This is a genomic window from Pseudomonas sp. Je.1.5.c (genome assembly GCF_051129895.1).
Classification (GTDB): domain Bacteria; phylum Pseudomonadota; class Gammaproteobacteria; order Pseudomonadales; family Pseudomonadaceae; genus Aquipseudomonas; species Aquipseudomonas urmiensis.
Window position 1 is genome coordinate 124,040 of sequence record NZ_JBCPSP010000003.1, and the last position, 22,610, is coordinate 146,649.

At 61.1% G+C, this 22,610-nt stretch carries 21 protein-coding genes and 3 tRNA genes; 15 read left to right on the forward strand and 9 right to left on the reverse strand.

Annotated elements, in window-relative coordinates; genetic code table 11:
- Window positions 1-107 precede the first annotated feature (107 nt).
- The 3 genes from AAZU54_RS04095 to AAZU54_RS04105 all read right to left on the reverse strand — a co-directional run bounded on the left by AAZU54_RS04095 (window position 108) and on the right by AAZU54_RS04105 (window position 1,411).
- Window positions 108-329: an FmdB family zinc ribbon protein gene (locus tag AAZU54_RS04095; protein ID WP_186555361.1), complete on the reverse strand. Its 222-nt coding sequence runs from the start codon at window positions 327-329 to the stop codon at window positions 108-110.
- 92 nt (window positions 330-421) lie between these two features.
- Complete coding sequence (locus AAZU54_RS04100) at window positions 422-766, reverse strand: ribbon-helix-helix domain-containing protein (protein ID WP_434726635.1); 345 nt, start codon at window positions 764-766, stop codon at window positions 422-424.
- A 171-nt stretch (window positions 767-937) separates the two neighbouring features.
- Complete coding sequence (locus tag AAZU54_RS04105) at window positions 938-1,411, reverse strand: Dps family protein (protein ID WP_186555362.1); 474 nt, start codon at window positions 1,409-1,411, stop codon at window positions 938-940.
- Window positions 1,412-1,691: 280 nt separating this feature from the next.
- Here AAZU54_RS04105 and AAZU54_RS04110 point away from each other — a divergent pair, with 280 nt between their 5' ends.
- Complete coding sequence (locus tag AAZU54_RS04110) at window positions 1,692-2,285, forward strand: cold-shock protein (protein ID WP_392467704.1); 594 nt, start codon at window positions 1,692-1,694, stop codon at window positions 2,283-2,285.
- 45 nt (window positions 2,286-2,330) lie between these two features.
- On the opposite strand, the gene AAZU54_RS04115 is transcribed toward AAZU54_RS04110, so the two are convergent.
- Both AAZU54_RS04115 and AAZU54_RS04120 read right to left on the reverse strand, forming a co-directional pair.
- Entirely contained in the window at window positions 2,331-2,537 is a 207-nt protein-coding gene (locus AAZU54_RS04115; protein ID WP_186555364.1) for a SlyX family protein, read from the reverse strand.
- A gap of 4 nt (window positions 2,538-2,541) precedes the next feature.
- Window positions 2,542-2,961, reverse strand: coding sequence for an HIT family protein (locus AAZU54_RS04120; RefSeq protein ID WP_434726636.1), 420 nt, complete (start codon window positions 2,959-2,961; stop codon window positions 2,542-2,544).
- Between the two features lie 767 nt (window positions 2,962-3,728).
- Between AAZU54_RS04120 and AAZU54_RS04125 the strand changes: the two genes are divergently transcribed.
- The 3 genes from AAZU54_RS04125 (at window position 3,729) to AAZU54_RS04135 (ending at window position 7,896) form a co-directional block, all read left to right on the forward strand.
- Entirely contained in the window at window positions 3,729-5,045 is a 1,317-nt protein-coding gene (locus tag AAZU54_RS04125) for an OprD family porin (protein ID WP_186555366.1), read from the forward strand.
- Window positions 5,046-5,205: 160 nt separating this feature from the next.
- On the forward strand, window positions 5,206-6,921 hold the full coding sequence (locus tag AAZU54_RS04130) for a proline--tRNA ligase (protein ID WP_186555367.1): 1,716 nt from the start codon (window positions 5,206-5,208) through the stop codon (window positions 6,919-6,921).
- Between the two features lie 21 nt (window positions 6,922-6,942).
- Window positions 6,943-7,896, forward strand: coding sequence for a hypothetical protein (locus AAZU54_RS04135; RefSeq protein WP_186555368.1), 954 nt, complete (start codon window positions 6,943-6,945; stop codon window positions 7,894-7,896).
- Window positions 7,897-7,942: 46 nt separating this feature from the next.
- Here the strand turns inward: AAZU54_RS04135 and dinB are convergent, their stop codons facing one another.
- Complete coding sequence (gene dinB, locus AAZU54_RS04140) at window positions 7,943-9,001, reverse strand: DNA polymerase IV (protein ID WP_428624638.1); 1,059 nt, start codon at window positions 8,999-9,001, stop codon at window positions 7,943-7,945.
- A 220-nt stretch (window positions 9,002-9,221) separates the two neighbouring features.
- Between dinB and AAZU54_RS04145 the strand changes: the two genes are divergently transcribed.
- The 5 genes from AAZU54_RS04145 (at window position 9,222) to AAZU54_RS04165 (ending at window position 13,905) form a co-directional block, all read left to right on the forward strand.
- Window positions 9,222-9,298: transfer RNA gene (locus AAZU54_RS04145), tRNA-Met, on the forward strand.
- A 135-nt stretch (window positions 9,299-9,433) separates the two neighbouring features.
- Window positions 9,434-9,510 (forward strand) — tRNA-Met (locus AAZU54_RS04150).
- A gap of 131 nt (window positions 9,511-9,641) precedes the next feature.
- A tRNA-Met gene (locus tag AAZU54_RS04155) sits at window positions 9,642-9,718 on the forward strand.
- A 252-nt stretch (window positions 9,719-9,970) separates the two neighbouring features.
- Window positions 9,971-12,613 (forward strand): bifunctional lysylphosphatidylglycerol flippase/synthetase MprF, encoded by a 2,643-nt coding sequence (mprF, locus tag AAZU54_RS04160; protein ID WP_405130236.1) that lies wholly within the window; start codon window positions 9,971-9,973, stop codon window positions 12,611-12,613.
- The gene (locus tag AAZU54_RS04165) at window positions 12,613-13,905 is read left to right on the forward strand and encodes a virulence factor family protein (protein ID WP_186555370.1); all 1,293 of its coding nucleotides are present in this window, start codon (window positions 12,613-12,615) and stop codon (window positions 13,903-13,905) included. The genes mprF and AAZU54_RS04165 overlap by 1 nt, the downstream gene beginning before the upstream one ends.
- Before the next feature lie 131 nt (window positions 13,906-14,036).
- Here AAZU54_RS04165 and AAZU54_RS04170 read toward each other — a convergent pair whose 3' ends face one another.
- The gene (locus AAZU54_RS04170; protein WP_405130238.1) at window positions 14,037-15,935 is read right to left on the reverse strand and encodes a potassium transporter Kup; all 1,899 of its coding nucleotides are present in this window, start codon (window positions 15,933-15,935) and stop codon (window positions 14,037-14,039) included.
- A gap of 246 nt (window positions 15,936-16,181) precedes the next feature.
- On the opposite strand from AAZU54_RS04170, the gene rimO reads away from it, so the two are divergent.
- The 5 genes from rimO to tsaA all read left to right on the forward strand — a co-directional run bounded on the left by rimO (window position 16,182) and on the right by tsaA (window position 20,226).
- Window positions 16,182-17,519: a 30S ribosomal protein S12 methylthiotransferase RimO gene (gene rimO, locus AAZU54_RS04175; protein WP_186555372.1), complete on the forward strand. Its 1,338-nt coding sequence runs from the start codon at window positions 16,182-16,184 to the stop codon at window positions 17,517-17,519.
- A gap of 221 nt (window positions 17,520-17,740) precedes the next feature.
- On the forward strand, window positions 17,741-18,211 hold the full coding sequence (locus AAZU54_RS04180; RefSeq protein WP_312152809.1) for a GNAT family N-acetyltransferase: 471 nt from the start codon (window positions 17,741-17,743) through the stop codon (window positions 18,209-18,211).
- Between the two features lie 91 nt (window positions 18,212-18,302).
- Complete coding sequence (locus AAZU54_RS04185) at window positions 18,303-19,013, forward strand: rRNA pseudouridine synthase (protein WP_186555374.1); 711 nt, start codon at window positions 18,303-18,305, stop codon at window positions 19,011-19,013.
- 49 nt (window positions 19,014-19,062) lie between these two features.
- Window positions 19,063-19,524, forward strand: coding sequence for a DUF1456 family protein (locus tag AAZU54_RS04190; protein ID WP_186555375.1), 462 nt, complete (start codon window positions 19,063-19,065; stop codon window positions 19,522-19,524).
- Window positions 19,525-19,530: 6 nt separating this feature from the next.
- Window positions 19,531-20,226: a tRNA (N6-threonylcarbamoyladenosine(37)-N6)-methyltransferase TrmO gene (tsaA, locus tag AAZU54_RS04195; RefSeq protein ID WP_186555376.1), complete on the forward strand. Its 696-nt coding sequence runs from the start codon at window positions 19,531-19,533 to the stop codon at window positions 20,224-20,226.
- Window positions 20,227-20,388: 162 nt separating this feature from the next.
- Here tsaA and fpr read toward each other — a convergent pair whose 3' ends face one another.
- Window positions 20,389-21,168 (reverse strand): ferredoxin-NADP reductase, encoded by a 780-nt coding sequence (fpr, locus tag AAZU54_RS04200; protein WP_186555377.1) that lies wholly within the window; start codon window positions 21,166-21,168, stop codon window positions 20,389-20,391.
- A 121-nt stretch (window positions 21,169-21,289) separates the two neighbouring features.
- On the opposite strand from fpr, the gene finR reads away from it, so the two are divergent.
- Window positions 21,290-22,216, forward strand: a complete 927-nt coding sequence (gene finR, locus AAZU54_RS04205; RefSeq protein ID WP_186555378.1) for a LysR family transcriptional regulator FinR — start codon at window positions 21,290-21,292, stop codon at window positions 22,214-22,216.
- Here the strand turns inward: finR and AAZU54_RS04210 are convergent.
- On the reverse strand, window positions 22,213-22,575 hold the full coding sequence (locus tag AAZU54_RS04210; RefSeq protein ID WP_186555379.1) for a diacylglycerol kinase: 363 nt from the start codon (window positions 22,573-22,575) through the stop codon (window positions 22,213-22,215). The genes finR and AAZU54_RS04210 overlap by 4 nt on opposite strands.
- Window positions 22,576-22,610 lie beyond the last annotated feature (35 nt).

Below are 22,610 nucleotides of genomic sequence, written 5' to 3' on the forward strand. Positions count from 1 at the left end.
GGAGGCCTTGGCCGCCCAAAGGGGCTTAGGGTTTGTACGAAAAAAACCAGATCGGTGATTTTTCGTGCAAACCCTAATAGTGCAAGACCCGGACGTTGCAATTCAACTCAGTCGGCCTTGTCGCCGCCGGCCAGATTCTTTTTCGCCCCGGTCTTGAAGTCGGTTTCATACCAGCCCGTGCCGCTCAGGCGAAAACCGGGTACCGACAGCAGCTTTTTCAATGCCGGCGCCTGACAGGCCGGGCAATCGGTCAGCGGCGCGGCGCTGATCTTCTGCAGCGCTTCGAACTGGTGTTCACAGGCTGCACATTGATAGTCATAAAGTGGCATGGGTGTCTCTCGTCAACCACAACGCTGGCTGCCAGGGCAGCAAAAACCGCGATTATATATGGTTAGAGAGTGCTGTGCAGCCCGCCCGGCGATCAATGCGTGGTTGGTGGATCAAGCAGCCAGGCTACACAAATCACCCGGATCAGACCACTGAAGTTCCTCACCCCACCCTGACGCAAGTGCACCTGGCGATCCACGTAGGACAATATCGCACTGACCGAGCAACCATTGGCTTCGGCGATTCGTTGCAGAATTCGCCAGTAGACCTGCTCCAGGCGCAAGCAGGTAGCAAAGCCGTTGAGCCGCACCGAGCGCGATACCGGCCGCACCTGGGCCATGTCGAAGTCTGCGCCAAAAGGGTCTATGCACTGCTTGCCTAGACACCCACCCTGGCTAGCATTGCGCTTGCCACGTGGCCCACTGATTTCCATTTCCATTGTTTTCACTCCATCGCCAAAAGAACTGCCCATGCGCCAGAACACGTGGACATGGCGTCCAATGAAGCGCTGCAACGGAGTTGAAAAGCAGCGGCAAAGCCTTCCTTGAGGAAACAAAAAGCCCGGCAACGCGAGGCGCAGCCGGGCTGGGTTCAGCGAATCAATAGGGAGTCACTTACCCTCGAGCAGCACTCGCAGCATCCAAGCGGTTTTTTCGTGCACCTGCATGCGCTGGGTCAGAAGGTCCGCGGTCGGCTCGTCACTGACCTTGTCGACCACTGGGAAGATACTGCGCGCGGTACGCGTGACCGCCTCTTGCCCTTCGACCAGCTGGCGGATCATTTCATCGGCAGGGGGTACGCCTTCCTCCTCCTTGATCGAGGAGTGACGTGCGTAGAATGCGTAGGAGCCAGGCGCTGGGAAGCCCAGTGCACGAATTCGCTCGGCGATGGAGTCCACGGCCAGGGCCAGTTCGTTGTACTGCTCTTCGAACATCAGGTGCAGGGTACGAAACGATGGGCCGGTCACGTTCCAATGAAAGTTATGGGTTTTCAGATACAGCACATAGGTATCCGACAACAGGCGGGATAGCCCATCTACGATGGACTTGCGATCTTCTTCACTGATACCGATATCGATTGCCATGAAGTTCCCCTTTCCATAAGGCTTGATGAGTCAAGCGGGCGATCCACACTGTAACAAGACTTGCCCCAGCGTGCATGTGACCTACGGCAACTCATCAGCTCGCCCGCCCCTCGGTTTGAGAAGCCTGCGCCTTTGCTGTTAAATAGGCAGCGTGCCACCCGTGCGGACTGTAAATGCCGGGTGCATAGGCTGGCCAGCCGCGTGACCGCGCTTTCTATCTCCTGCGCACCGCGCTGACAGCTCTTCCTGTGATCGGCCTTATCAATGTGAGCCTAACCAAATGTTCAAGATCGTCCATCTGGTGACGGGCGTTGCAGCTTTGCTGCTGTCGCTCATACCCAGCCTGAAAACCGAAGCAATACCTTTCCTGCAGCAACCGCAGGCCATCTACCTGGCCTTGCTCGGCCTGCTTAACCTGCTTCTGGCACCGGTGGTGCCGTTGTACTACAGAGGCGCGCGCCAACAGCTGCAACACCTGGCCAGCGCCCTGCTGGTGGTCGCGGTGATCCTGCAAACCGTGACCCTGCTAGCACGCCCGGAGCTGGGTGATCTACCCGCCCTGCTCTGCGCCGCCCTGGCCATCGCCCTGCACCTGGGCGCAGGCTTTGCCCGCAGCCCCAAGAAAGCTCGCGCCAGCGCCAGCAGCACGCAAGATGCAGGCAAGCGCGATACCGGCACCGTCAAGTGGTTCAACACGTCCAAGGGGTTTGGTTTTATTTCCCGCGACTCCGGTGACGATATCTTCGTGCACTTTCGCGCCATTCGTGGCGAGGGCCACCGGGTCCTGGTCGAAGGCCAGCGCGTGGAGTTCTCGGTCATGCACCGCGACAAAGGCCTGCAGGCCGAAGATGTGATCGCGGTTTCTCGCCGCTGATCGGGTCTACCTTGCGGGAGCCATGCTCCCGCAAGTCCCGCAGCCTCAATAATGAGGTGGGGGCGCCTCCTCCCCCTCGCTGCCGTACTGCCCGACCATTTCCTCGTAGCGCTTGATCAGCTCGGCCATCTGCAACTGCAGGCGATCGATCACCCGCCCCTGCTCGACCACCACATCATTGAGCGCCTGGATGGTGTCGTCCTGAAACGCCATGCGGGTTTCCAGGTCGATGATCTGCGATTCCAGCGACATACCTTCAAGCCTCCTTGTAGCTGGCGTCCAACACCGAACGCAGGCGCTGACGGATGTCATCCAACTGCTCCTGACGGTACTCGAGCGCAGGTACCTTGCCCCACACTGGCACCGGCCATGCGGCATCGTCGTGGCGGCGCACGATCACATGCATGTGCAGTTGGCTGACCACATTACCCAGGGTGGCAACGTTCATCTTGTCAGCCTTGAACGCCGACTTGAGCGCACCGGCCAGGTAGTTGGTTTCCTGCCAGAGCAACTGCTGGTCGGCTTCACTCAGGTCGAACAGCTCGCTGATCCCGGCTTGGCGTGGGACCAGAATGAACCACGGGTAGTTGGCATCCTTGCTGAGCAACAGCTGGCACAGCGGAAAATTTCCCAGGACCAGGGAATCCTGCTGCAGACGCGAATCCAGGACGAACACGGCAACGCTCCTTCTTTAATAGCGCAGCCCGTAGATCACGGGCATTGATGGGCGAAGGATACCCTGCTTCGCTTGCGCTGGCATGAAATGCCGCCCACAGGGGCGCTTGAGCACGGTTTTGGTTCACGCCACACGATTGCGAGCCCCAAGCCGGTAACACAGCGCTACTTTTCGCACCAAAATGAAGCCAAAAAATTCAGCAAACAGGACTCATTCACACTAAAACTACTCAGCGTGAACAGTTTGCGGTAACACATTGAGTTAGTTAGCAGCCTTACAGTTTCACTTCGCCAGTATTACTGGCACACCATCAGACAGTCACGCCCCCGTGTTTCCGGCAGTTCTCCCCCGCCACCACGGGTGAATGTGAAAATTTCATCAAGGCCGTGTGAAATTGAGCACGCTTGTTGCATTCCATTTCCGCCATGTCGGCACGACACCTGCATTGGGCGGGTGGACGCGACAAATAACAACAGCGGCATTGGAAAACCAGGGAGTTTCAAAGCTTGAGTGTGTTCTTTACACATTCGTAACGGCGATTGAAGCAACGCTGGGGTGGACGTCCCTGATTCGGGACGTGATTTGCGACAAGGAATTAACCAAAAGCGACCCGTTATAAAGTTTCTGAAAAGTTGCTTTTTACATATCGCCAAGATCAGTCAGCGTGATATACATTTTCGCCGACATAACAAGAAAGAGCTGCCCCATATAACTAAAACTCTTGGGCGCAGCGGTACTCTTCCTAAAAACCAAAGGAGCAAATCACGATGCGCGTGATGAAGTGGAGCATGATCGCCCTGGCCGTTGCGGCAGGGACCTCGCAGATGGCCATCGCCTCTTCGCAAGATGAATCCAAAGGCTTTGTCGAAGACAGCCAACTGGGTGTAAAACTGCGTAACCTGTACTTCAGCCGTGACTTCCGTAACAACGACGACGACAAGAGCCGTAGCGCCGAATGGGGCCAAGGCTTCATCGGTACGTTCGAGTCCGGCTTCACCCAAGGCACTGTCGGCGTAGGCTTTGATGCTATCGGCCTGCTGGGCCTGAAATTGGATGGCGGCAAGGGCACCTCGGGCACCGGCCTGTTCCCGACTGGCTCCGATGGTCGTTCGCAAGATGACTACTCCGAAGCGCACGGTGCAGTAAAACTGCGTATTTCCGACACCACTCTCAAGTACGGTGGCCAGTTCACCGCACTGCCAGTCTTCGCTACCGACGATAGCCGCCTGCTGCCAGAAGTTGCCGAAGGCTTCTTGCTGACCAGCAAGGAAATCAAAGGCCTCGAGCTGAACGCGGGTCACTTCACTCGCCTGAACGCCCAAGCCCAATCCTATAAGGACAGCATCGGCGGCAAGAACCGCACTACTGGCATCAAGAACCCAGGCCTGACCGAAGCCAACGTCTTCGGTGGCACCTATGCCGTGACTGACAGCCTGAGCACCAGCCTGTACTACTCGCGCGTGGAAGATCACTTCCGCAAGTGGTACGGCAACATCAACTGGGCGCTGCCGATCAGCGACAATCAGGGCCTGGTGTTCGACTTCAACATCTATGACACCAAATCGATCGGCGACAACCGTACCGGCGCCGCAGTTGCCAAGGCCGATGGCAGCCGTGATCTGGACAACATCGCAGCAAGCCTGTCGGCGGCCTACAACATCGGCGCCCACACCTTCACCCTGGCCTACCAGAAAGTCAGCGGCGACGGTGACTATGCCTACGGCATCGACGGCGGCGGCACCGTGTTCCTGGCCAACTCCATCGCGCGCTCCGACTTCAACGCCGAAGACGAGAAATCCTGGCAGGCTCGCTACGACCTGAACTTCGCCGAGTTCGGCATCCCTGGCCTGACCTTCATGACCCGCTACGCCCGTGGTACCGGTGCAACCACCGAGACCACCAACAACGGCAAGGAATGGGAACGCGACATCGACGTGAAATACGTCCTGCAGGAAGGCCCTGCCAAGGACCTGAGCTTCCGTGTCCGTCAAGCCACCTACCGCTCCAGCGATGGCGTCTACTACGGTTCGAGCTCGATCGACGAACTGCGTCTGATCGTCGAGTACCCGCTGAGCATCCTGTAAGCCTGGCTTGCAGTGCCCCGCACTTGAAAAAGCCCGGCGATCACGCCGGGCTTTTTCTTGGCTGACAAGCGCCCCGCTCTGGGGCATCCTGTACGCTTTCGTTTCGCCCCCGTAGAATGCGGGGTCATTTCAACGTCTTAGGCAATCGACACGGCTCCCCATGCGCACCAGTCAATATTTGCTCGCCACCCAGAAAGAAACCCCTGCAGATGCAGTGGTCATCAGCCACCAGCTCATGCTGCGTGCCGGCATGATCCGCAAGCTGGCCTCCGGCCTGTACACCTGGCTGCCGATGGGCCTGCGGGTAATGCGCAAGGTCGAAGCCGTGGTGCGCGAAGAAATGAACGCTGCTGGCGCCCTGGAAGTGCTGATGCCGAGCATCCAGCCTGCCGAACTGTGGCAGGAATCCGGCCGCTGGGAGCAATACGGCCCTGAGCTGCTGCGCCTCAAGGACCGTCACGGCCGTGAGTTCTGCGTCGGCCCGACCCACGAAGAGGTCATCACTGACCTGGCCCGCAACGAGCTCTCCAGCTATAAACAGCTGCCGCTGAACATGTACCAGATCCAGACCAAGTTCCGTGACGAAATCCGTCCACGCTTTGGCCTGATGCGCGGCCGCGAATTCATCATGAAGGACGCCTACTCGTTCCATGCCGACCAGGCTTCCCTGCAGGAAACCTACGACCGCATGCACCAGGCGTACTGCAACATCTTCACCCGCCTGGGCCTGGATTTCCGTCCGGTGCAGGCCGACACCGGCTCCATCGGTGGCAGCTACTCGCACGAATTCCACGTGCTGGCCTCCTCCGGCGAAGACGACGTGATCTTCAGCGACACCTCCGACTACGCCGCCAACATCGAGAAGGCCGAGGCCATCCCGCGTGAAACCGTGCGTCCTGCCCCTACCGAGGAGCTGCGCCTGGTCGACACCCCGGACGCCAAGACCATCGCCCAGTTGGTCGAGAACTACAACCTGGCAATCGAGAAGACCGTCAAGACCCTGATCGTGCGCGGCGCCGAAGAAGGCAAGCTGATCGCCCTGGTGGTACGTGGCGACCACGAGCTCAACGAAATCAAGGCCGCCAAGCTTGAGCAGGTCGCAGATCCGCTGGTCATGGCTACCGATGCCGAACTGCGTGACGCCATTGGCGCCGGCGCAGGCTCGCTGGGCCCGCTGAACCTGCCGCTGGAATGCATCATCGACCGTTCGGTCGCCCTGATGAGCGACTTTGGCATCGGCGCCAACATCGACGACAAGCACTACTTCGGCGTCAACTGGGAACGTGACCTGCCCGTTCCACAAGTGGCCGACCTGCGCAACGTGGTTGCCGGCGACCCAAGCCCAGATGGCCAGGGCACCCTGGTGATCAAGCGCGGCATCGAAGTGGGCCACATCTTCCAGCTCGGCACCAAGTACAGCGAGGCGCTCAAGTGCCAGGTACTGGGTGAAAACGGCAAGCCAGTCGTGCTCTCGATGGGCTGCTACGGCATTGGCGTGTCGCGCGTGGTCGCTGCTGCCATCGAGCAGAACTTCGATGATAAAGGCATCATTTGGAGCGACACCTTGGCGCCCTTCCAGATTGCCCTGGTACCGCTGCGCTACGAGACCGAGCAGGTTCGCGAGGCAACCGACAAGCTGTACGCCGAACTGACCGCTGCAGGTTTCGAAGTACTGCTGGACGACCGTGACAAGAAGACCAGCCCGGGCATCAAGTTCGCCGACATGGAATTGATCGGCATTCCACACCGGATCGTGGTCAGCGACCGCGGCCTGGCCGAGGGCAACCTGGAGTACAAGCACCGCACTGAGCAGGAAGCCCAGCCTCTGCCGCTCAATGACGTGCTGACCTTCCTGCAAGCCCGCATCCGTCGCTGATAGCCCAATGCGCGAGTGATCATGTACAAGCGAAGTACCATTACCCTGGGGGGCGCCGCACTGTGCGGCGCCCTGTTCGTCAGCGGCTGCGCCAACCAGATGTCCCAGCGCAGCGAGCATGAGGAACGCGTCGAGCGCAAGCTGCTCGAACACAGTCTGCAGATCGACGTCGGCGAGCCCAAGGTGATGGAGCTGCCCCAGCGACGAGTACGCGTCCACGAGCAGCAGCGCTTCGAAGTCACCGAGTTCGAAGTGACCCGCCGTTACGACCGCTATACCCCCTACCAGCCTTGGCGGGAGATCTACGAGATCCCGCTGGGTGCGGTGGCGGTAGTTGCAGGTGTAGGCGCCAACGTGGTCAATGTGTTCGCCCTGGGCAATCTGCCGGACAGCGTCACCCATGACTGGCTGAGCTACGGCGTGGCCGGGCTCAACCCGTTCATGAACGTGCAGTCCAATGGCCGCGCGCAGCAGAACCTGGCGGGTATCAGCGAGGTGGAGAAAGCCAAGCGCGAAGAGTCCACCAGCCTGCCCTGGAGCGAACGCCTGGTCGAGGTCAAGGCTGGCAAAGCCAGCCATGAGCTGACGACCGACCGCAACGGCGTACTGCGCCTGAACCTGTTGGATACGCCATTCTCCGAGCAGAATCTCAGCCGCGTCGGCACCTTGCACTTGCAAGTGGTCGATGAGGACAACGGGATTCGCGGCGACGCCAGCCTGCTGGTCAGCGGCAATCTGCGCAGCAAGCTGCTGGAGGCCCACCACCTGATCTTCGATGACCTTGAGGACGATGAAGTCGGCCAATGGGTGCACCGGGTCAAGCGTCTGTCTGAGCTGGGCCTGGAAGAGGAAGCCAGTGAACTGGAGCAGAGCCTGATCGAGCTGACGCGCAACGATCCGGAGCTGCAGCAGGAGTTTTTACAGGCGCTGACCAAGCAGACCGGCCGGCTTGTGGCGGATCCTGGGGTCCAGTAAAGATCCAAAATCCTGGGGCCGCTTTGCGGCCCCAGTACTGCTGATTTCAGCAGCCAGGGAAGAGCTCCAACTGCTCATGCGCCCCACGCAAATCCCTTAACCGCACCCCCACCCCCAACAACCTCACCGGCTTGCCACCGCGAGCGAATGCCTGGCTGAGCAACTGCCGATAACTTTCCAGATCGCGCCCCGCCCCGGCCTGCTCCAGGGTGGTCTGGCTGAAATCGTGAAACTTGACCTTCACGAAGGGTTTGTCCGCCTTGTAGCTACTGTCCATGCGCGCAATCCGCTCATTGAGACTGTCCAGCAGCGCCGGTAGCTTCTCCAGGCAAGTGTTCAAGTCCGGAAGATCGGTATCGTAGGTGTTCTCGACGCTGACCGACTGCCGGCGGCTGTCGTTGTGCACCACGCGCTCATCTATGCCCCGCGCCAGCCCCCACAACCGCTCGCCAAAACTGCCGAACTCGCGCACCAGGGCCAGCTTTGACCAGTCGCGCATGTCCATGCAGGTATCGATGCCCAACCGCGTCAGCTTATCGGCGGTGACCTTGCCCACTCCATGCAACCGCGCAACCGGCAAGGCCGCCACAAAAGCCTCGACTTCACCCGGGGTGATGACAAACAGGCCATTGGGTTTGCGCCAGTCACTGGCAATCTTGGCCAGAAACTTGTTCGGCGCAACGCCCGCCGAGACGGTGATGTGCAAGGTCTTGGCCACCCGTCGACGAATATCTTCGGCGATCCGCGTGGCACTGCCGGCAAACCATTGGCTATCACTGACATCCAGATAGGCCTCATCCAGCGACAGCGGTTCGATCAGCTCGGTGTAATCGCGGAAAATCGCATGAATTTCGCGTGAGGCCTCGCGGTAGGCCTCAAAGCGCGGCTTGACGATTAGCAGGTCTGGGCACAGCTTGAGCGCATGACGTGACGACATGGCAGAGCGCACGCCATAGGCCCGCGCCTCGTAGTTGCAAGTGGCGATCACCCCGCGACGATCTGCCGAGCCACCCACCGCCATCGGCCGACCGGCCAGAGTGGGGTCGTCACGCATCTCGATGGCTGCGTAAAAGCAGTCGCAGTCGATGTGGATGATCTTGCGCAGGGACATGGATGACCGTTAGCACTGTAAATTCATACAGATATTACCGTAAGCGCCCTACAGTGAAACAGCCACACCGTGTCACTCTCGATAATCGGCCTGCAAGCCCCGCCGTTACTGCCCCGCAGGGCCAATCCAGGCGCTAACAGATTGAACGGAAAAGAAATTTCCCCAGAAATAGCTTGACTATGCGGCGCAAAACCGTAGAATTCATCTCAACAGGCGCGGGATGGAGCAGCCTGGTAGCTCGTCGGGCTCATAACCCGAAGGTCGTCGGTTCAAATCCGGCTCCCGCAACCAGATTCAGAAAAAGGCCACTGTCTAGACAGTGGCCTTTTTCATTGTCTGCAAAAAACTCAACCTGAAATAAATCTAGAGAAATCAAAGGTTAACGTTTGACTCTGCGGCAGATGTCCGTATAGTGCACCCCACTGACGCGGGATGGAGCAGCTTGGTAGCTCGTCGGGCTCATAACCCGAAGGTCGTTGGTTCAAATCCAGCTCCCGCAACCAGATTCAAGAAAAGGCCACTGTTGATACAGTGGCCTTTTTTATTGACTACGAAATGGCCTGACAGAAATTTACCGCAAATCAAAGATTAACCTTGACGCCGCGGTGGATATCCGTAGAATGCGCCCCACTGACGCGGGATGGAGCAGCCTGGTAGCTCGTCGGGCTCATAACCCGAAGGTCGTCGGTTCAAATCCGGCTCCCGCAACCATATTCGTCAGAACAAACCCCGCCTGCTTTCAGCAGTGCGGGGTTTGTTGTTTTCAGGGTTTGTATCCCTGACGGTCAAGCCCCTCCTCCGCCCCTCCCCTCTGGCAGGCACCCCGCCTGGATGAACTATCTTTAACCGTGCCAAACGGCTGAAAGCGACTCCGTCAGGAGTAACATCTGGATACGTTTTCCAAAGGGACTCCCACTTGGCCGCACCTTCCCCCTACCTCGCGCTGTCCGCCCGGGGTACTGCATGACCGCCCACAACTGCGAACCTCAAACGCCTCTGGCTGCGGCGCTGCCGGTTGCTGCCCAACGCCTGCCCTGGGTTGAACGGCTGAGCCGCTACCGCCAGCCGATTGGCCTGGCATTGACCCTGCTGTTGTTCGGCATGGCCTTGGTCGCTTGTCGCCATCTGCTCAGCGAGCTGGACATCTACGCGCTGCATGACGCCATGCTCAGCGTGCCTAGCCAATCGCTGTTCGGCGCCCTGCTGGCGACTGTGCTGGGCTTCGTCATTCTGCTCGGCTACGAATGGTCGGCCAGCCGCTATGCCGGCGTGCAATTGCCTGCCCGTACCCTGGTGCTGGGTGGCTTCAGCGCTTTCGCCATCGGCAATGCGATTGGTCTGTCGATGCTTTCCGGGGGGTCGGTGCGCTATCGTCTGTATGCCCGCCAAGGCCTGGGAGCTGCTGAAGTTGCGCGGATGACGGTGTTCGCCAGCCTATCATTGGGCTGTGCCCTGCCACCGCTGGCCGCATTGGCGACGTTGAGTAATCTACCCGCAGCCTCCACTGCCCTGCGCATGCCGGCAGGTTGGCTGGCCGGCATTGCAATCGCCGTGCTGGCCCTGACCGCCTTGCTGGTGGTTGGCCTGTATCGCCGCCGCCTGGCCGAGCAACCCTTGCGCGACAGCCTGCTGGTGCAGCTCGGCCGACGCACCTTGCGCCTGCCTAGTGGTCGCCTTGCGGCACTGCAATTGTTGATCACTGCGCTAGATGTCGCCGCCGCGGCCACGGTGTTGTACCTGCTGTTGCCCGAGGCACCGCCCTTCGCCGCTTTTGTGCTGGTCTACCTGCTGGCCTTGGCCGCTGGGGTACTCAGCCATGTGCCGGGTGGTGTCGGTGTGTTCGAGGCCATCCTGCTGGCGGCCTTCGCCGATCAACTGGGAGCTGCGCCACTGGCTGCTGCCCTGCTGCTGTATCGCTTGATCTATGTAGTGCTACCGCTGCTGCTGGCCTGCGTGCTGCTACTGGCCAACGAGGCGCGACGCTTGCTGGTGGCCCAGCAGGCGATCAAGGCCGCCTCAGGGCTGGCCGCGCCGGTATTGGCCATCCTGGTGTTCCTGTCTGGCGTGGTGCTGCTGTTCTCAGGGGCCACTCCAGAGATCGACACACGCCTGGAACACATGGGGTTCCTGGTGCCGCACCGGCTGATCGATGCCTCGCACTTTGGCGCCAGCCTGATTGGCGTACTGTGCCTGCTGCTGGCGCAAGGGCTGCGCCGGCGCCTGTCTGCTGCCTGGCTGCTGACTACGATCCTGCTGCTGGTCGGCGCGCTGCTGTCGCTGCTCAAGGGCTTTGACTGGGAAGAAGCCTGCGTGCTGACCTTTACCGCAGCGCTGCTGGCGTTGTTCCGGCGCTCGTTCTATCGGCCCAGCCGCTTGCTGGAGCTGCCGTTCTCGCCGGTCTACCTGGTTGCCAGCGCCTGCGTCGTGGGCGCTTCGGTATGGCTGCTGCTGTTTGCCTATCAAGATGTTCCCTACAGCCATCAGTTATGGTGGCAATTCACCCTGGATGCCGACGCCCCACGCGGCCTGCGGGCAGCCATGGGCAGTGCGGTGCTGCTGGTGTTCGTGGTCCTGACCTGGCTGCTGCGCACTGCCAGGCCGGTGATCCACCTACCCAATGAACACGAGCTACAGCGCGCCAAGCAGATCCTGCTGAGCTCCGATCAGCCCGACGGTGGCCTGGCCCTGACCGGCGACAAGGCGCTGTTGTTCCACCCCAACGACAACGCTTTCATCATGTATGCCCGTCGTGGGCGCAGCTTGGTGGCCCTGTACGACCCGATCGGCCCGGCCCAGGAGCGCGCCGAGATGATCTGGCAGTTCCGCGACCTGTGCGACCTGCACCACGCCCGCCCGGTGTTCTACCAGGTGCGCGCAGAGAACCTGCCGTTCTACATGGACATCGGCCTTACCGCGCTCAAGCTCGGCGAAGAAGCGCGGGTCGACCTGCGCCGCTTCGACCTGGAGGCCAAGGGCAAGGAGATGAAAGATCTGCGCTACACCTGGAACCGCGGCGGCCGTGATGGCTTGACCCTTGAGCTACACGAACCCGGCCAAGCGCCACTTGAAGCACTCAAGCAGATCTCCGACGCCTGGCTGCAAGGCAAGAACGTACGCGAGAAAGGCTTCTCTCTGGGCCGCTTCAGCCCCGACTACCTGCAGCACTTTCGGATCGCCCTGATTCGCTTCCAAGGTCGCCCGGTAGCGTTTGCCAACTTGCTGGAAACGCAGAGCAACGAGCTGGCCAGCCTCGATCTGATGCGGGCGCACCCGGAGGCGCCGAAGCTGACCATGGAATTCATGATGATCGGCCTGATCCTGCATTACAAAAGCCATGACTACGGGCGCTTCAGCCTCGGCATGGTGCCGCTTTCCGGTCTGCAGCCACGGCGTGGCGCCCCCTTGACCCAACGCCTGGGTTCGATGGTGTTCCAGCGCGGCGAGCAGCTTTACAACTTCCAGGGCCTGCGGCGCTTCAAGGACAAGTTCCAGCCGGACTGGGAACCTCGTTACATGGCTGTGCCAGCCGGGCTCGACCCGCTGGTGGCGCTGGCCGACACTGCCGCCCTGATCGCGGGCGGCCTGACTGGATTGGTGAAACGTTGATGATCCGACGCTATTGGCAGTACGTATTGATTGCCTTGCTGGTGGCCCTGGCGGCTGCGGCAGTAGGGTTCTGGCTGTGGACCCGCCCAGCGCCGGAGGCGCACATTGAGCACCTGGCGCTGACCGATGGCAGCAGCCTGGTTCGTGCCACCCCAGGTGTGCACGCCAAGGCCCGCGTGGCCATCGGCGTACCTGAGGATCAGGCACTGAGCGATAAACAGTTGCTCGACCTGAGCCAGGCCGGTGAGGCGCAACTGGTGCAAGTGATCCTGCCACCCAATGACTGCGCCAAGCAGCAACAGGCCCTGGACCAGGCCATCAGCCATTTGTCCGCTGCGCCCACCCTGGTGGCAGGCATCGGCCCTGGCGGTGCCCAGGCCTGGCGTTGGCTGGCCAGCCAACGCGACGACAAGGCGCGCGCCATCTCGGTTGACTTCAACCTCGAACAACCCGGCTGCCCGGCACTGCCCAAGGCTGCTGCCCACGGCCATTGGAACGTGGCCTGGAACGACAACCCGGACGACGCCAGCGCCGCCTTCGTGCGTGACCAGGCCAATGCCGAGACCAGCATCAGCGACTACGACATCCACCTGCCACAAGTGCTCAAGAGCCAGCTGACCCAAGCCCTGGTCGGCCATGACGGCAATGCCTTGAGCATCCCAGTGGTAGAAGTGCCGGCGGGCCAAACCACCGATACCGTGACCCTGTTCCTTTCCGGTGACGGCGGCTGGCGTGACCTCGATCGCGATGTCGCCGGCGAGATGGCCAAGCTCGGCTACCCAGTGGTGGGTATCGATACCCTGCGCTACTACTGGCAGCACAAGACGCCCGAGCAAAGCGCTGCCGACCTGTCCGAGTTGATGCAGCACTATCGGCAGAAATGGGGTACCAAGCGCTTCGTGCTCACCGGCTACTCGTTCGGCGCCGATGTGCTGCCAGCGATCTACAACCGCTTGCCAGTAGAAGACCAGCAACGGGTCGACGCGGTGATCCTGCTGGCCTTCGCCCGCAGTGGCAGTTTTGAGATCGAAGTCGAGGGCTGGTTGGGCAAGGAAGGCCAGGAAGCGCCGACCGGGCCGGAAATGGCCCGCATGCCGGCGGCCAAGGTGGTGTGCATCTATGGTGTGGAAGAAAGCGACGAGAGTGGCTGTACCGATCACACTGCGGTCGGCGAGCGCCTGAAACTACCGGGCGGGCATCATTTCGATGAGAACTACCCGGCGCTGGCCAAGCGCTTGATCGGCGAGATCGAGACGCGCCAGGGCAAATCGAGCGTCGCAGAGCAGAACTGATCGAAAGCGGATAAAAACTGTGCTGCTGTGTCAGTTCAGGCCTCTTCGCGGGCAAGCCCGCTCCAATAGGGAATCTTGTGGGCGCGGTCTTGCCCGCGAAGAAGGCAGGACTGACACAACCCACGCAGCGTTCAAATCTCGACCTGGGTCCCAAGCTCGATCACCCGGTTCAACGGCAAATTGAAGAAGCGCAGATTACCGTTGGCATTCTTCAACAAGAAAGCGAACAACGTGCCACGCCAGCGCGCCATCCCTTCCAACCGCGAGGCGATCACCGTCTCTCGGCTTAGGAAGTAGGTTGTGCGCATGGGGCTGAAGTCCAGCTCTTCCAGATGGCACAGCTTCAGTGCCTGGGGCACATCCGGCTCATCCATGAAACCAAAGTGCAGCAACACTCGGAAGAAGCCATCGCCGTAGGCCTCCACTTCGAAGCGCTCCTGTTCCGGGACCCGCGGGCGGTCCTCACTGACCACCGTCAGCAGCACCACCTGGCTATGCAGTACCTGGTTGTGCAGCATGTTGTGCAACAGCGCGTGCGGCACTGCATCCGGCCGCGCGGTCAGAAACACCGCCGTGCCTTCGACCCGATGCGGCGGCTGCACACGAATGCTGCTGATAAATACCGGCAACGGCAGCGCCGCCTCATCGATGCGCTCCACCAAAATTTGCTTGCCGCGCTTCCAAGTGGTCATCAGCAAGAACAGCACGCTGCCGGCGAGCACCGGGAAAGCGCCACCCTGCACGACCTTGGGCAGGTTGGCGGTGAAAAACAGCGCGTCGACCAACAAGAACCCCAACAGGATCGGCACCGCCAGCAGCGGTGGCCACTTCCACAACAACAGCATCACCGTCGAAACCAGCAGCGTGGTCATCAGCATGGTGCCGGTGACTGCCACGCCATAGGCTGCCGCCAGCGCGCCGGACGACTCGAAACCGATCACCAGCAGCACGACCGCCACCATCAGTGCCCAGTTGACTGCGCCGATATAGATCTGCCCCTGCTCATCGCTGGAGGTGTGCTGGATCTGCATGCGCGGGATGTAGCCCAGCTGAATCGCCTGGCGGGTGAGCGAGAAGGCCCCGGAAATGACCGCTTGAGATGCGATTACCGTGGACAGGGTGGCCAGCCCGATCAAAGGCAGCAGTGCCCAGGACGGCGCCAATAGATAGAACGGGTTACGTGCTGCCTCAGGATCGTGCAGCAACAGCGCGCCCTGACCGAAGTAGTTCAGCACCAGTGCCGGCAGCACCAGGATGAACCAAGCCCGAGCAATCGGCTTGCGGCCAAAATGGCCCATATCGGCATACAGCGCCTCGGCACCGGTCAGCGCCAACACCACCGCGCCAAGGATCGCCACGCCCATGCCGGGATGCACGATAAAGAAGCGCACCGCCCAGGCCGGATTGAAGGCTCTGAGCACTTCCGGGCTGTGGGAAACCCCATGCAGGCCCAACGCCGCCAGGACCAGGAACCAGGTCACCATCACCGGGCCGAACAGAATGCCGATCTTCGCCGTGCCGTGCTTTTGCACCAGAAACAGCGCCACCAGCACCACCACGGCAATCGGCACCACCCAATGGTCAATGCCATCGAAGGCCAGCCCCATCCCCTCTACCGCCGACAACACCGACACCGCCGGGGTGATCATGCTGTCGCCATAGAACAATGAGGCGCCGATCAGGCCACAGCCGACCATCAGCATGCGCAACTTCGGGTACCGCGCCGAAGCCCGCCGGGCCAAGGCGGTCAGGGCCATGATGCCACCTTCGCCCTGGTTGTCGGCACGTAGGATGAAGGTCACGTACTTGACCGACACCACCCAGATCAACGACCAGAGGATCAACGACAAGATGCCCAGCACCCCATCATGGTTGACCGGCACCCCGTAACCGCCGGAGAAGACTTCCTTGAGGGTGTACAGCGGGCTGGTACCGATATCGCCGTAGACCACCCCAACAGCTGCCACCAGCAGGCTCAGCGGCCGTGCCGCACCCTGCCCGCCTTCGGCGTGACTGCTTGCCTGAACCATCGACCACTCCCGCAGACGGCCTCGTCGGACCGATAGAATTGGCACGCCTGCCAGGGCATCGCAGATACGTCGCAGATACCGGCAGGCAATGGCGCAAAGCTTAGCGCAGCGTTCGTCGCTTTTCTGCTGGTCAAGCGACCTTGCGCTCGCTAGAATTGCGCACTTTTTGATCAGAGGCGCCGAAAGCGCCCGTCGGGATTGCCCTCGCCATTGCCAGGGCAACCGCTTTCAATGCCGAGGTTAGCTATGTCCACCACCCCCGCTCCTACCACGCCGAAGGTAGGGTTTGTCTCTCTCGGATGCCCGAAGGCATTGGTCGATTCCGAGCGCATCCTGACCCAGCTGCGCATGGAAGGCTATGAAGTCGTGCCGACCTACGAGGACGCCGACGTAGTGGTGGTCAACACCTGCGGCTTCATCGACAGCGCCAAGGCCGAGTCGCTGGAAGTGATCGGCGAAGCGATCAAGGAAAACGGCAAGGTCATCGTCACCGGCTGCATGGGTGTCGAGGAAGGCAGTATCCGTGACGTGCACCCAAGCGTGCTGTCGGTGACCGGCCCGCAGCAGTACGAGCAGGTAGTCAACGCCGTGCACGAAGTGGTGCCCCCGCGCCAGGACCACAACCCGCTGATCGACCTGGTGCCACCTCAAGGCGTCAAGCTGACCCCACGTCACTACGCCTACCTGAAGATTTCCGAAGGCTGCAACCACAGCTGCAGCTTCTGCATCATTCCATCGATGCGCGGCAAGCTGGTCAGCCGTCCGGTAGGTGAAGTGCTGAGCGAGGCCGAGCGCCTGGTCAAGGCCGGCGTCAAGGAGATCCTGGTGATCTCCCAGGACACCAGCGCCTACGGCGTCGACGTCAAGTACAAGACCGACTTCTGGAACGGCCGCCCGGTCAAGACGCGCATGCTCGAGCTGTGCGAGGCCTTGAGCAGCCTGGGCGCCTGGGTGCGCCTGCACTACGTCTACCCCTACCCCAACGTCGACGACGTGATCCCGCTGATGGCGGCCGGCAAGATCCTGCCGTACCTGGACATCCCGTTCCAGCACGCCAGCCCGAAAGTGCTCAAGTCGATGAAGCGCCCAGCGTTCGAAGACCGCACCCTGGCGCGAATCAAAAACTGGCGCGAGCAGTGTCCTGAGCTGGTGATCCGTTCGACCTTCATCGTCGGCTTCCCTGGCGAAACCGAAGAAGACTTCCAATACCTGCTCGACTGGCTGACCGAAGCCCAGCTCGACCGCGTTGGTTGCTTCCAGTACTCCCCAGTCGAAGGCGCCCCGGCCAACGACCTGGGCCTGGACGAAGTGCCGGACGACATCAAGCAAGACCGCTGGGAGCGCTTCATGGCCCATCAACAGGCGATCAGCGCCGCGCGCTTGCAGATGCGCATTGGCAAAGAGATCGAAGTGCTGATCGATGAGGTCGAGGAACAAGGCTCGGTTGGCCGCAGCTTCTTCGATGCCCCTGAGATCGATGGCAGCGTGTTCATCGATGGCGACCATGGCTTCAAGCCCGGCGACAAGGTCCGTTGCCGCGTAGTCGATGCCGACGAATACGATATGTGGGCTGAGCCTGTCTGAGGCATTTTCCCACCGCGAGCCCCGCCAACTGGCGTAATGCTGTTCACTTAAGGTTTTGGGGCTGCGAAGCGGCCCCAAAGCAGACGACACATGTCTTGAGTGAGCAGCGTACGCCAACTGGCGGGGCTTTTTTTTGCATCTATGGTTCATGAGAGGGCCGCCAGGCCTGCCGCCTCCCGCAGAGGCTGCGATCGAGACAACGCACTCGGAGGATCACAGGGATGCGCTCGGCATTGACGCTGCAAACCCCGCATGTAAGTGACTACCCCGAGCTGGTTCGAGTCTGGGAAGCCTCGGTTCGCGCCACCCATGACTTCCTGCCCGATGCCTACATCCTGCTACTCCGTGAGCATGTCCTGCGTCAGTACCTGGATGCGGTAATGCTGATCTGCTGTAAAGACAACGCCCGGCGCATCCTTGGTTTTGCCGGGGTGGCCAACGGCCGCGTCGATATGCTCTTCGTCGCCCCCGAGCAGCGTGGCAAAGGGGTCGGCAAGCGTCTGCTGCACTACGCCATCGATGAGCTGAACGCCGAACGGCTGGACGTCAATGAGCAGAACCCGCAAGCGCTGGGCTTCTACCTGCATGAAGGCTTCGAAATTGTCGGACGCTCGGCTACCGATGGTTTGGGCCAGCCCTACCCTCTGCTGCATCTGCAATTGCATCCGCGCAAACGCGAGCAACCCCGTTAGGAAACAGGGCAAATGGCACAGATTCCCAGCCCCAAGCACGTCTTGGCAGGTACAATGGCCGGTCTTTCCCTGCCTTTAGCGAATCGTCTCCATGTCTGAACCCGTGCGCCTGTCCAAACGCCTCATCGAGCAACTCGGCTGCTCCCGCCGCGAGGCCGAGCAGTACATCGAGGGCGGCTGGGTGACAGTCGATGGCGTGGTGGTCGAACAACCCCAGTTCAAGATCGACGGCCAGCAGGTCGCCCTGCTCCCTGGCGCCCGCGCCGAGGCGCTGGAGCCGGTCACCCTGCTGATCAACCAGCCTGCCGGTATGGACGCTGAAAGCGCCCGCGCCAGCATTGGCATGGACAACCTCAGCCAAGCCCACAGCCAGGACGTGCGGCCGCTGCACGGCCACTTTGCTCGGCTGGCCTGCGTCGCGCCGCTGGAGCGCGGGGCGACTGGCCTGCAGCTGTTCACCCAGGACTGGCGGGTATCCGGCAAGATCGAACGAGACCTGCGCAAGCTGGAGCAGGAATACATCATCGAGGTACGTGGCGAGGCCACCCCGCAAGCGCTGGAGCGCTTGGCCCGGGGCATCACCCGCAATGACCGCGAACTGCCCAAGGCCAAGGCCAGCTGGCAGAACGAAACCCACCTGCGGCTGGCCTTGAAGAACCCCCAGCCCGGCCAGATCAGCGAACTGTGTGCCAGCCTGCGGCTGGAGATCGTCAGCATGCGTCGGATCCGCCTGGGCGGTGTGTCGATGGGCAAGTTGCCCCTGGGCCAATGGCGCTACGTCGCCGTTACCGAACGTTTCTAAGCGATACCGCCGCGCAGCCTGTGCGCGGCATTGAACAGGATTTGCCGCAATGAACCACAACGACGTCCTGCGCAGCGTGCGCTACATGCTCAAGCTCAATGACCCGAAGATCGCCAAGGTCATCGAGTTGTCTGGCTTGGCAGTGTCCACCGAGGCAGTCGCCAGCTACATGAAGAAGGAAGAAGAACCCGGCTTCGTGCGCTGCCCAGATGAGGTCATGGCGCACTTTCTCGATGGCCTGGTGATTCATCGCCGTGGCCGCGATGACAGCCGCCCGCCGCAGCCACTGGAGCTGCCGGTGACCAACAACACCATCCTCAAGAAGCTGCGGGTGGCGTTCGAGCTCAAGGAAGAAGACCTGCACGCCATTCTCAAGTCGGTTAATTTCCCGGTGACCAAGCCTGAGCTCAGCGCGCTGTTTCGCAAGGTCGGCCATGAGAACTATCGCCCCTGCGGCGATCAGTTGCTGCGCAACTTCCTCAAGGGCCTGACTTTGCGCGTGCGCGGCTGAGTGGTCATGCAGCATACGGTCTCGCCCGTCGGCATCGTGCGCTCCTGCTTCAAGGAGAAGTTCGCCATCCCGCGCCAGCCACAGCTGGCCCCGGCTGCGCGTGGCGTGCTGGAGCTGCTGCCGCCGTTCGACCAGGGCGATGCGGTGGCGGGCCTGGAACAGGTCAGCCACGTCTGGCTGTTGTTCCTGTTCCATCAGGCCCTGGAAGACAAACCGCGGCTGAAGGTGCGTCCGCCGCGCCTGGGCGGCAACAAGAGCATGGGCGTGTTCGCCACTCGCGCCACCCATCGCCCCAATGGCATCGGTCAGTCGGTGGTCCGCCTTGAGGGTGTTGAACCGGGGCGTTTGCTGCTGTCGGGGATCGACTTGCTCGACGGCACCCCGGTGCTGGATATCAAACCGTACGTGCCCTACGCCGACAGCGTCAGCGGCGCCAGCAACCTGATGGCCGACAGCGCCCCTGTGGCGATTGCCGTGGACTGGGCCGACAGTGCCCTGCTTCAGGCAGGCGAGCATGCCCAGCGCCTCGGCGAGCCGCTGGTGGAACTGATCGAGCAGTGCCTGGCGCAAGATCCGCGCCCGGCCTATCAAGTGCCGCCGGTTGAGCGGGTGTATGGGGTCAAGTTCTGGGATGTGCAGGTGCGCTGGCATTATCCGCAGACCGATCGGATTCGGGTGCTGGAAGTAGCGCTCGACTGCTGATCCGCTGCCTGTACTGGCCTCATCGCGGGGCAAGCCCGCTCCCACGAGCGCTGCAACCAACGTGGGAGCGGGCTTGTCCCGCGATGAGGCCAGTGCAGGCAGCACAATTAAGGCATAAAAAAACGCGAGCCAAGGCTCGCGTTTTTTATTGCTGCTTTCGCCTTACTTCTCGACGAAAGCACGCTCGATCAGGTAGTCACCCGGCTCACGCATACGCGCCGAAATCTTCAGGCCGAAGCTGTCGAGCACTTCGCTGGTTTCGTCGAGCATGCTCGGGCTGCCGCAGATCATGGCGCGGTCGTCCTGCGGGTTGATCGGTGGCAGGCCGATGTCGCTGAACAGTTTGCCGCTGCGCATCAGGTCGGTCAGACGGCCTTGGTTCTCGAACGGCTCACGGGTCACGGTCGGGTAGTAGATCAGCTTGTCACGCACCGCCTCGCCGAAGAACTCGTTCTGCGGCAGGTGCTCGGTGATGAACTCGCGGTACGCCACTTCGTTGACGTAGCGTACGCCGTGAACCAGGATCACCTTTTCGAAACGCTCGTAGGTTTCTGGGTCCTGGATGACGCTCATGAACGGCGCCAGGCCAGTGCCGGTGCTCAGCAGGTACAGGTGCTTGCCCGGGTTCAGGTCATCAAGAACCAGCGTGCCGGTAGGCTTCTTGCTGATGATGATCTCGTCGCCTTCCTTCAGGTGCTGCAGCTGGGAGGTCAGCGGACCGTCAGGCACCTTGATGCTGAAGAATTCCAGATGCTCTTCCCAGTTCGGCGAAGCGATGGAGTAGGCGCGCATGAGCGGACGACCGGTCTCCTGCTGCAGGCCGATCATCACGAACTGACCGTTCTCAAAGCGCAGGCCCGGATCACGGGTGCACTTGAAGCTGAACAGGGTGTCGTTCCAGTGGTGAACACTGAGGACACGTTCGTGGTTCATGTTGCTCATCTAAGGTGACTCCTGAAGAAATACGCAGCGCGGACCAAGCGCACAGTTGCGCGATAGTTTAGGGGCAGCGACAATATCTGTTAAATGGATTATCAAGATATGTCTTATCGGTTATATAGATATGCGATTCACCTTACGCCAGCTTCAAGTGTTCGTCGCCGTGGCTCAGCATCAAAGCGTGTCCAAAGCCGCCGGTGTGCTGGCGTTGTCGCAATCGGCCGCTAGTACCTCGATTACCGAACTGGAGCGCCAGTCCAGCTGCCAGCTGTTCGACCGCGCCGGTAAACGCCTGAGCCTCAACGCCCTGGGCCATCAGTTGCTGCCCCAGGCCGTTGCCCTGCTCGACCAGGCCAAGGAGATCGAAGACCTGCTCAATGGCAAGTCCGGCTTTGGCTCACTCTCGGTCGGCGCCACCCTGACCATCGGCAACTACCTCGCTACCCTGCTGATCGGCAGCTTCATGCAGGTGCACCCAGAAAGCCAGGTCAAGCTGCATGTGCAAAACACTGCGCACATTGTGCAACAGGTAGCCCACTACGAAATTGATTTGGGTCTGATCGAAGGCGATTGCAACCACCCCGATCTTGAAGTGCAGCCCTGGGTGGAGGACGAGCTGGTGGTGTTCTGTGCGCCGCAGCATCCCTTGGCCAAGCTCGGCCGGGCGGACATCGAAACGCTGTCCCAGGAAGCGTGGATCCTGCGCGAGCAGGGCTCCGGCACTCGCCTGACCTTCGACCAGGAAATGCGCCACCAGCGCGCCAACCTCAATATCCGCCTGGAGCTGGAGCACACCGAGGCGATCAAGCGCGCCGTCGAGTCGGGCCTGGGTATCGGCTGCATCTCGCGCCTGGCCCTGCGCGATGCGTTCCGCCGCGGCAGCCTGGTGCCGGTGGAAACGCCCGAGCTAGACCTGTCGCGCCAGTTCTACTTCATCTGGCACAAGCAGAAGTACCAGACTTCCGCCATGCGCGAGTTCCTGGAACTGTGCCGCAGCTTCACCGCCGGGGTAAGGCGCAGTGACGAGATCGTATTGCCGCCAATCGCCTAGAGCAGGATCACGCCCCAGACCAGCGCCACCATGACCAGTGACACCAGCTGCGCAGCGCTACCCATGTCCTTGGCATTCTTCGACAGTGGGTGGCGCTCCAGCGAGATGCGGTCGATAGCAGCCTCAACTGCAGAGTTGAACAACTCGACGACCAAGCCCAGCATGCACACGGCGATCATGATGGCTCGCTCGGCGCGGCTGACCGGCAGCCAGAAGGCGGTCGGAATCAGCAGCACATTGAGCAGGACCAACTGGCGGAAAGCGGCTTCGCCCTTGAAGGCCGCGCGCAGGCCGTCCAGCGAATAGCCGGCGGCATTGAAGATACGTTTGAGGCCGGTCTGGCCCTTGAATGGCGACATGTGCGTCACTTCACCGATGAAAGGCCAGCAGGCTA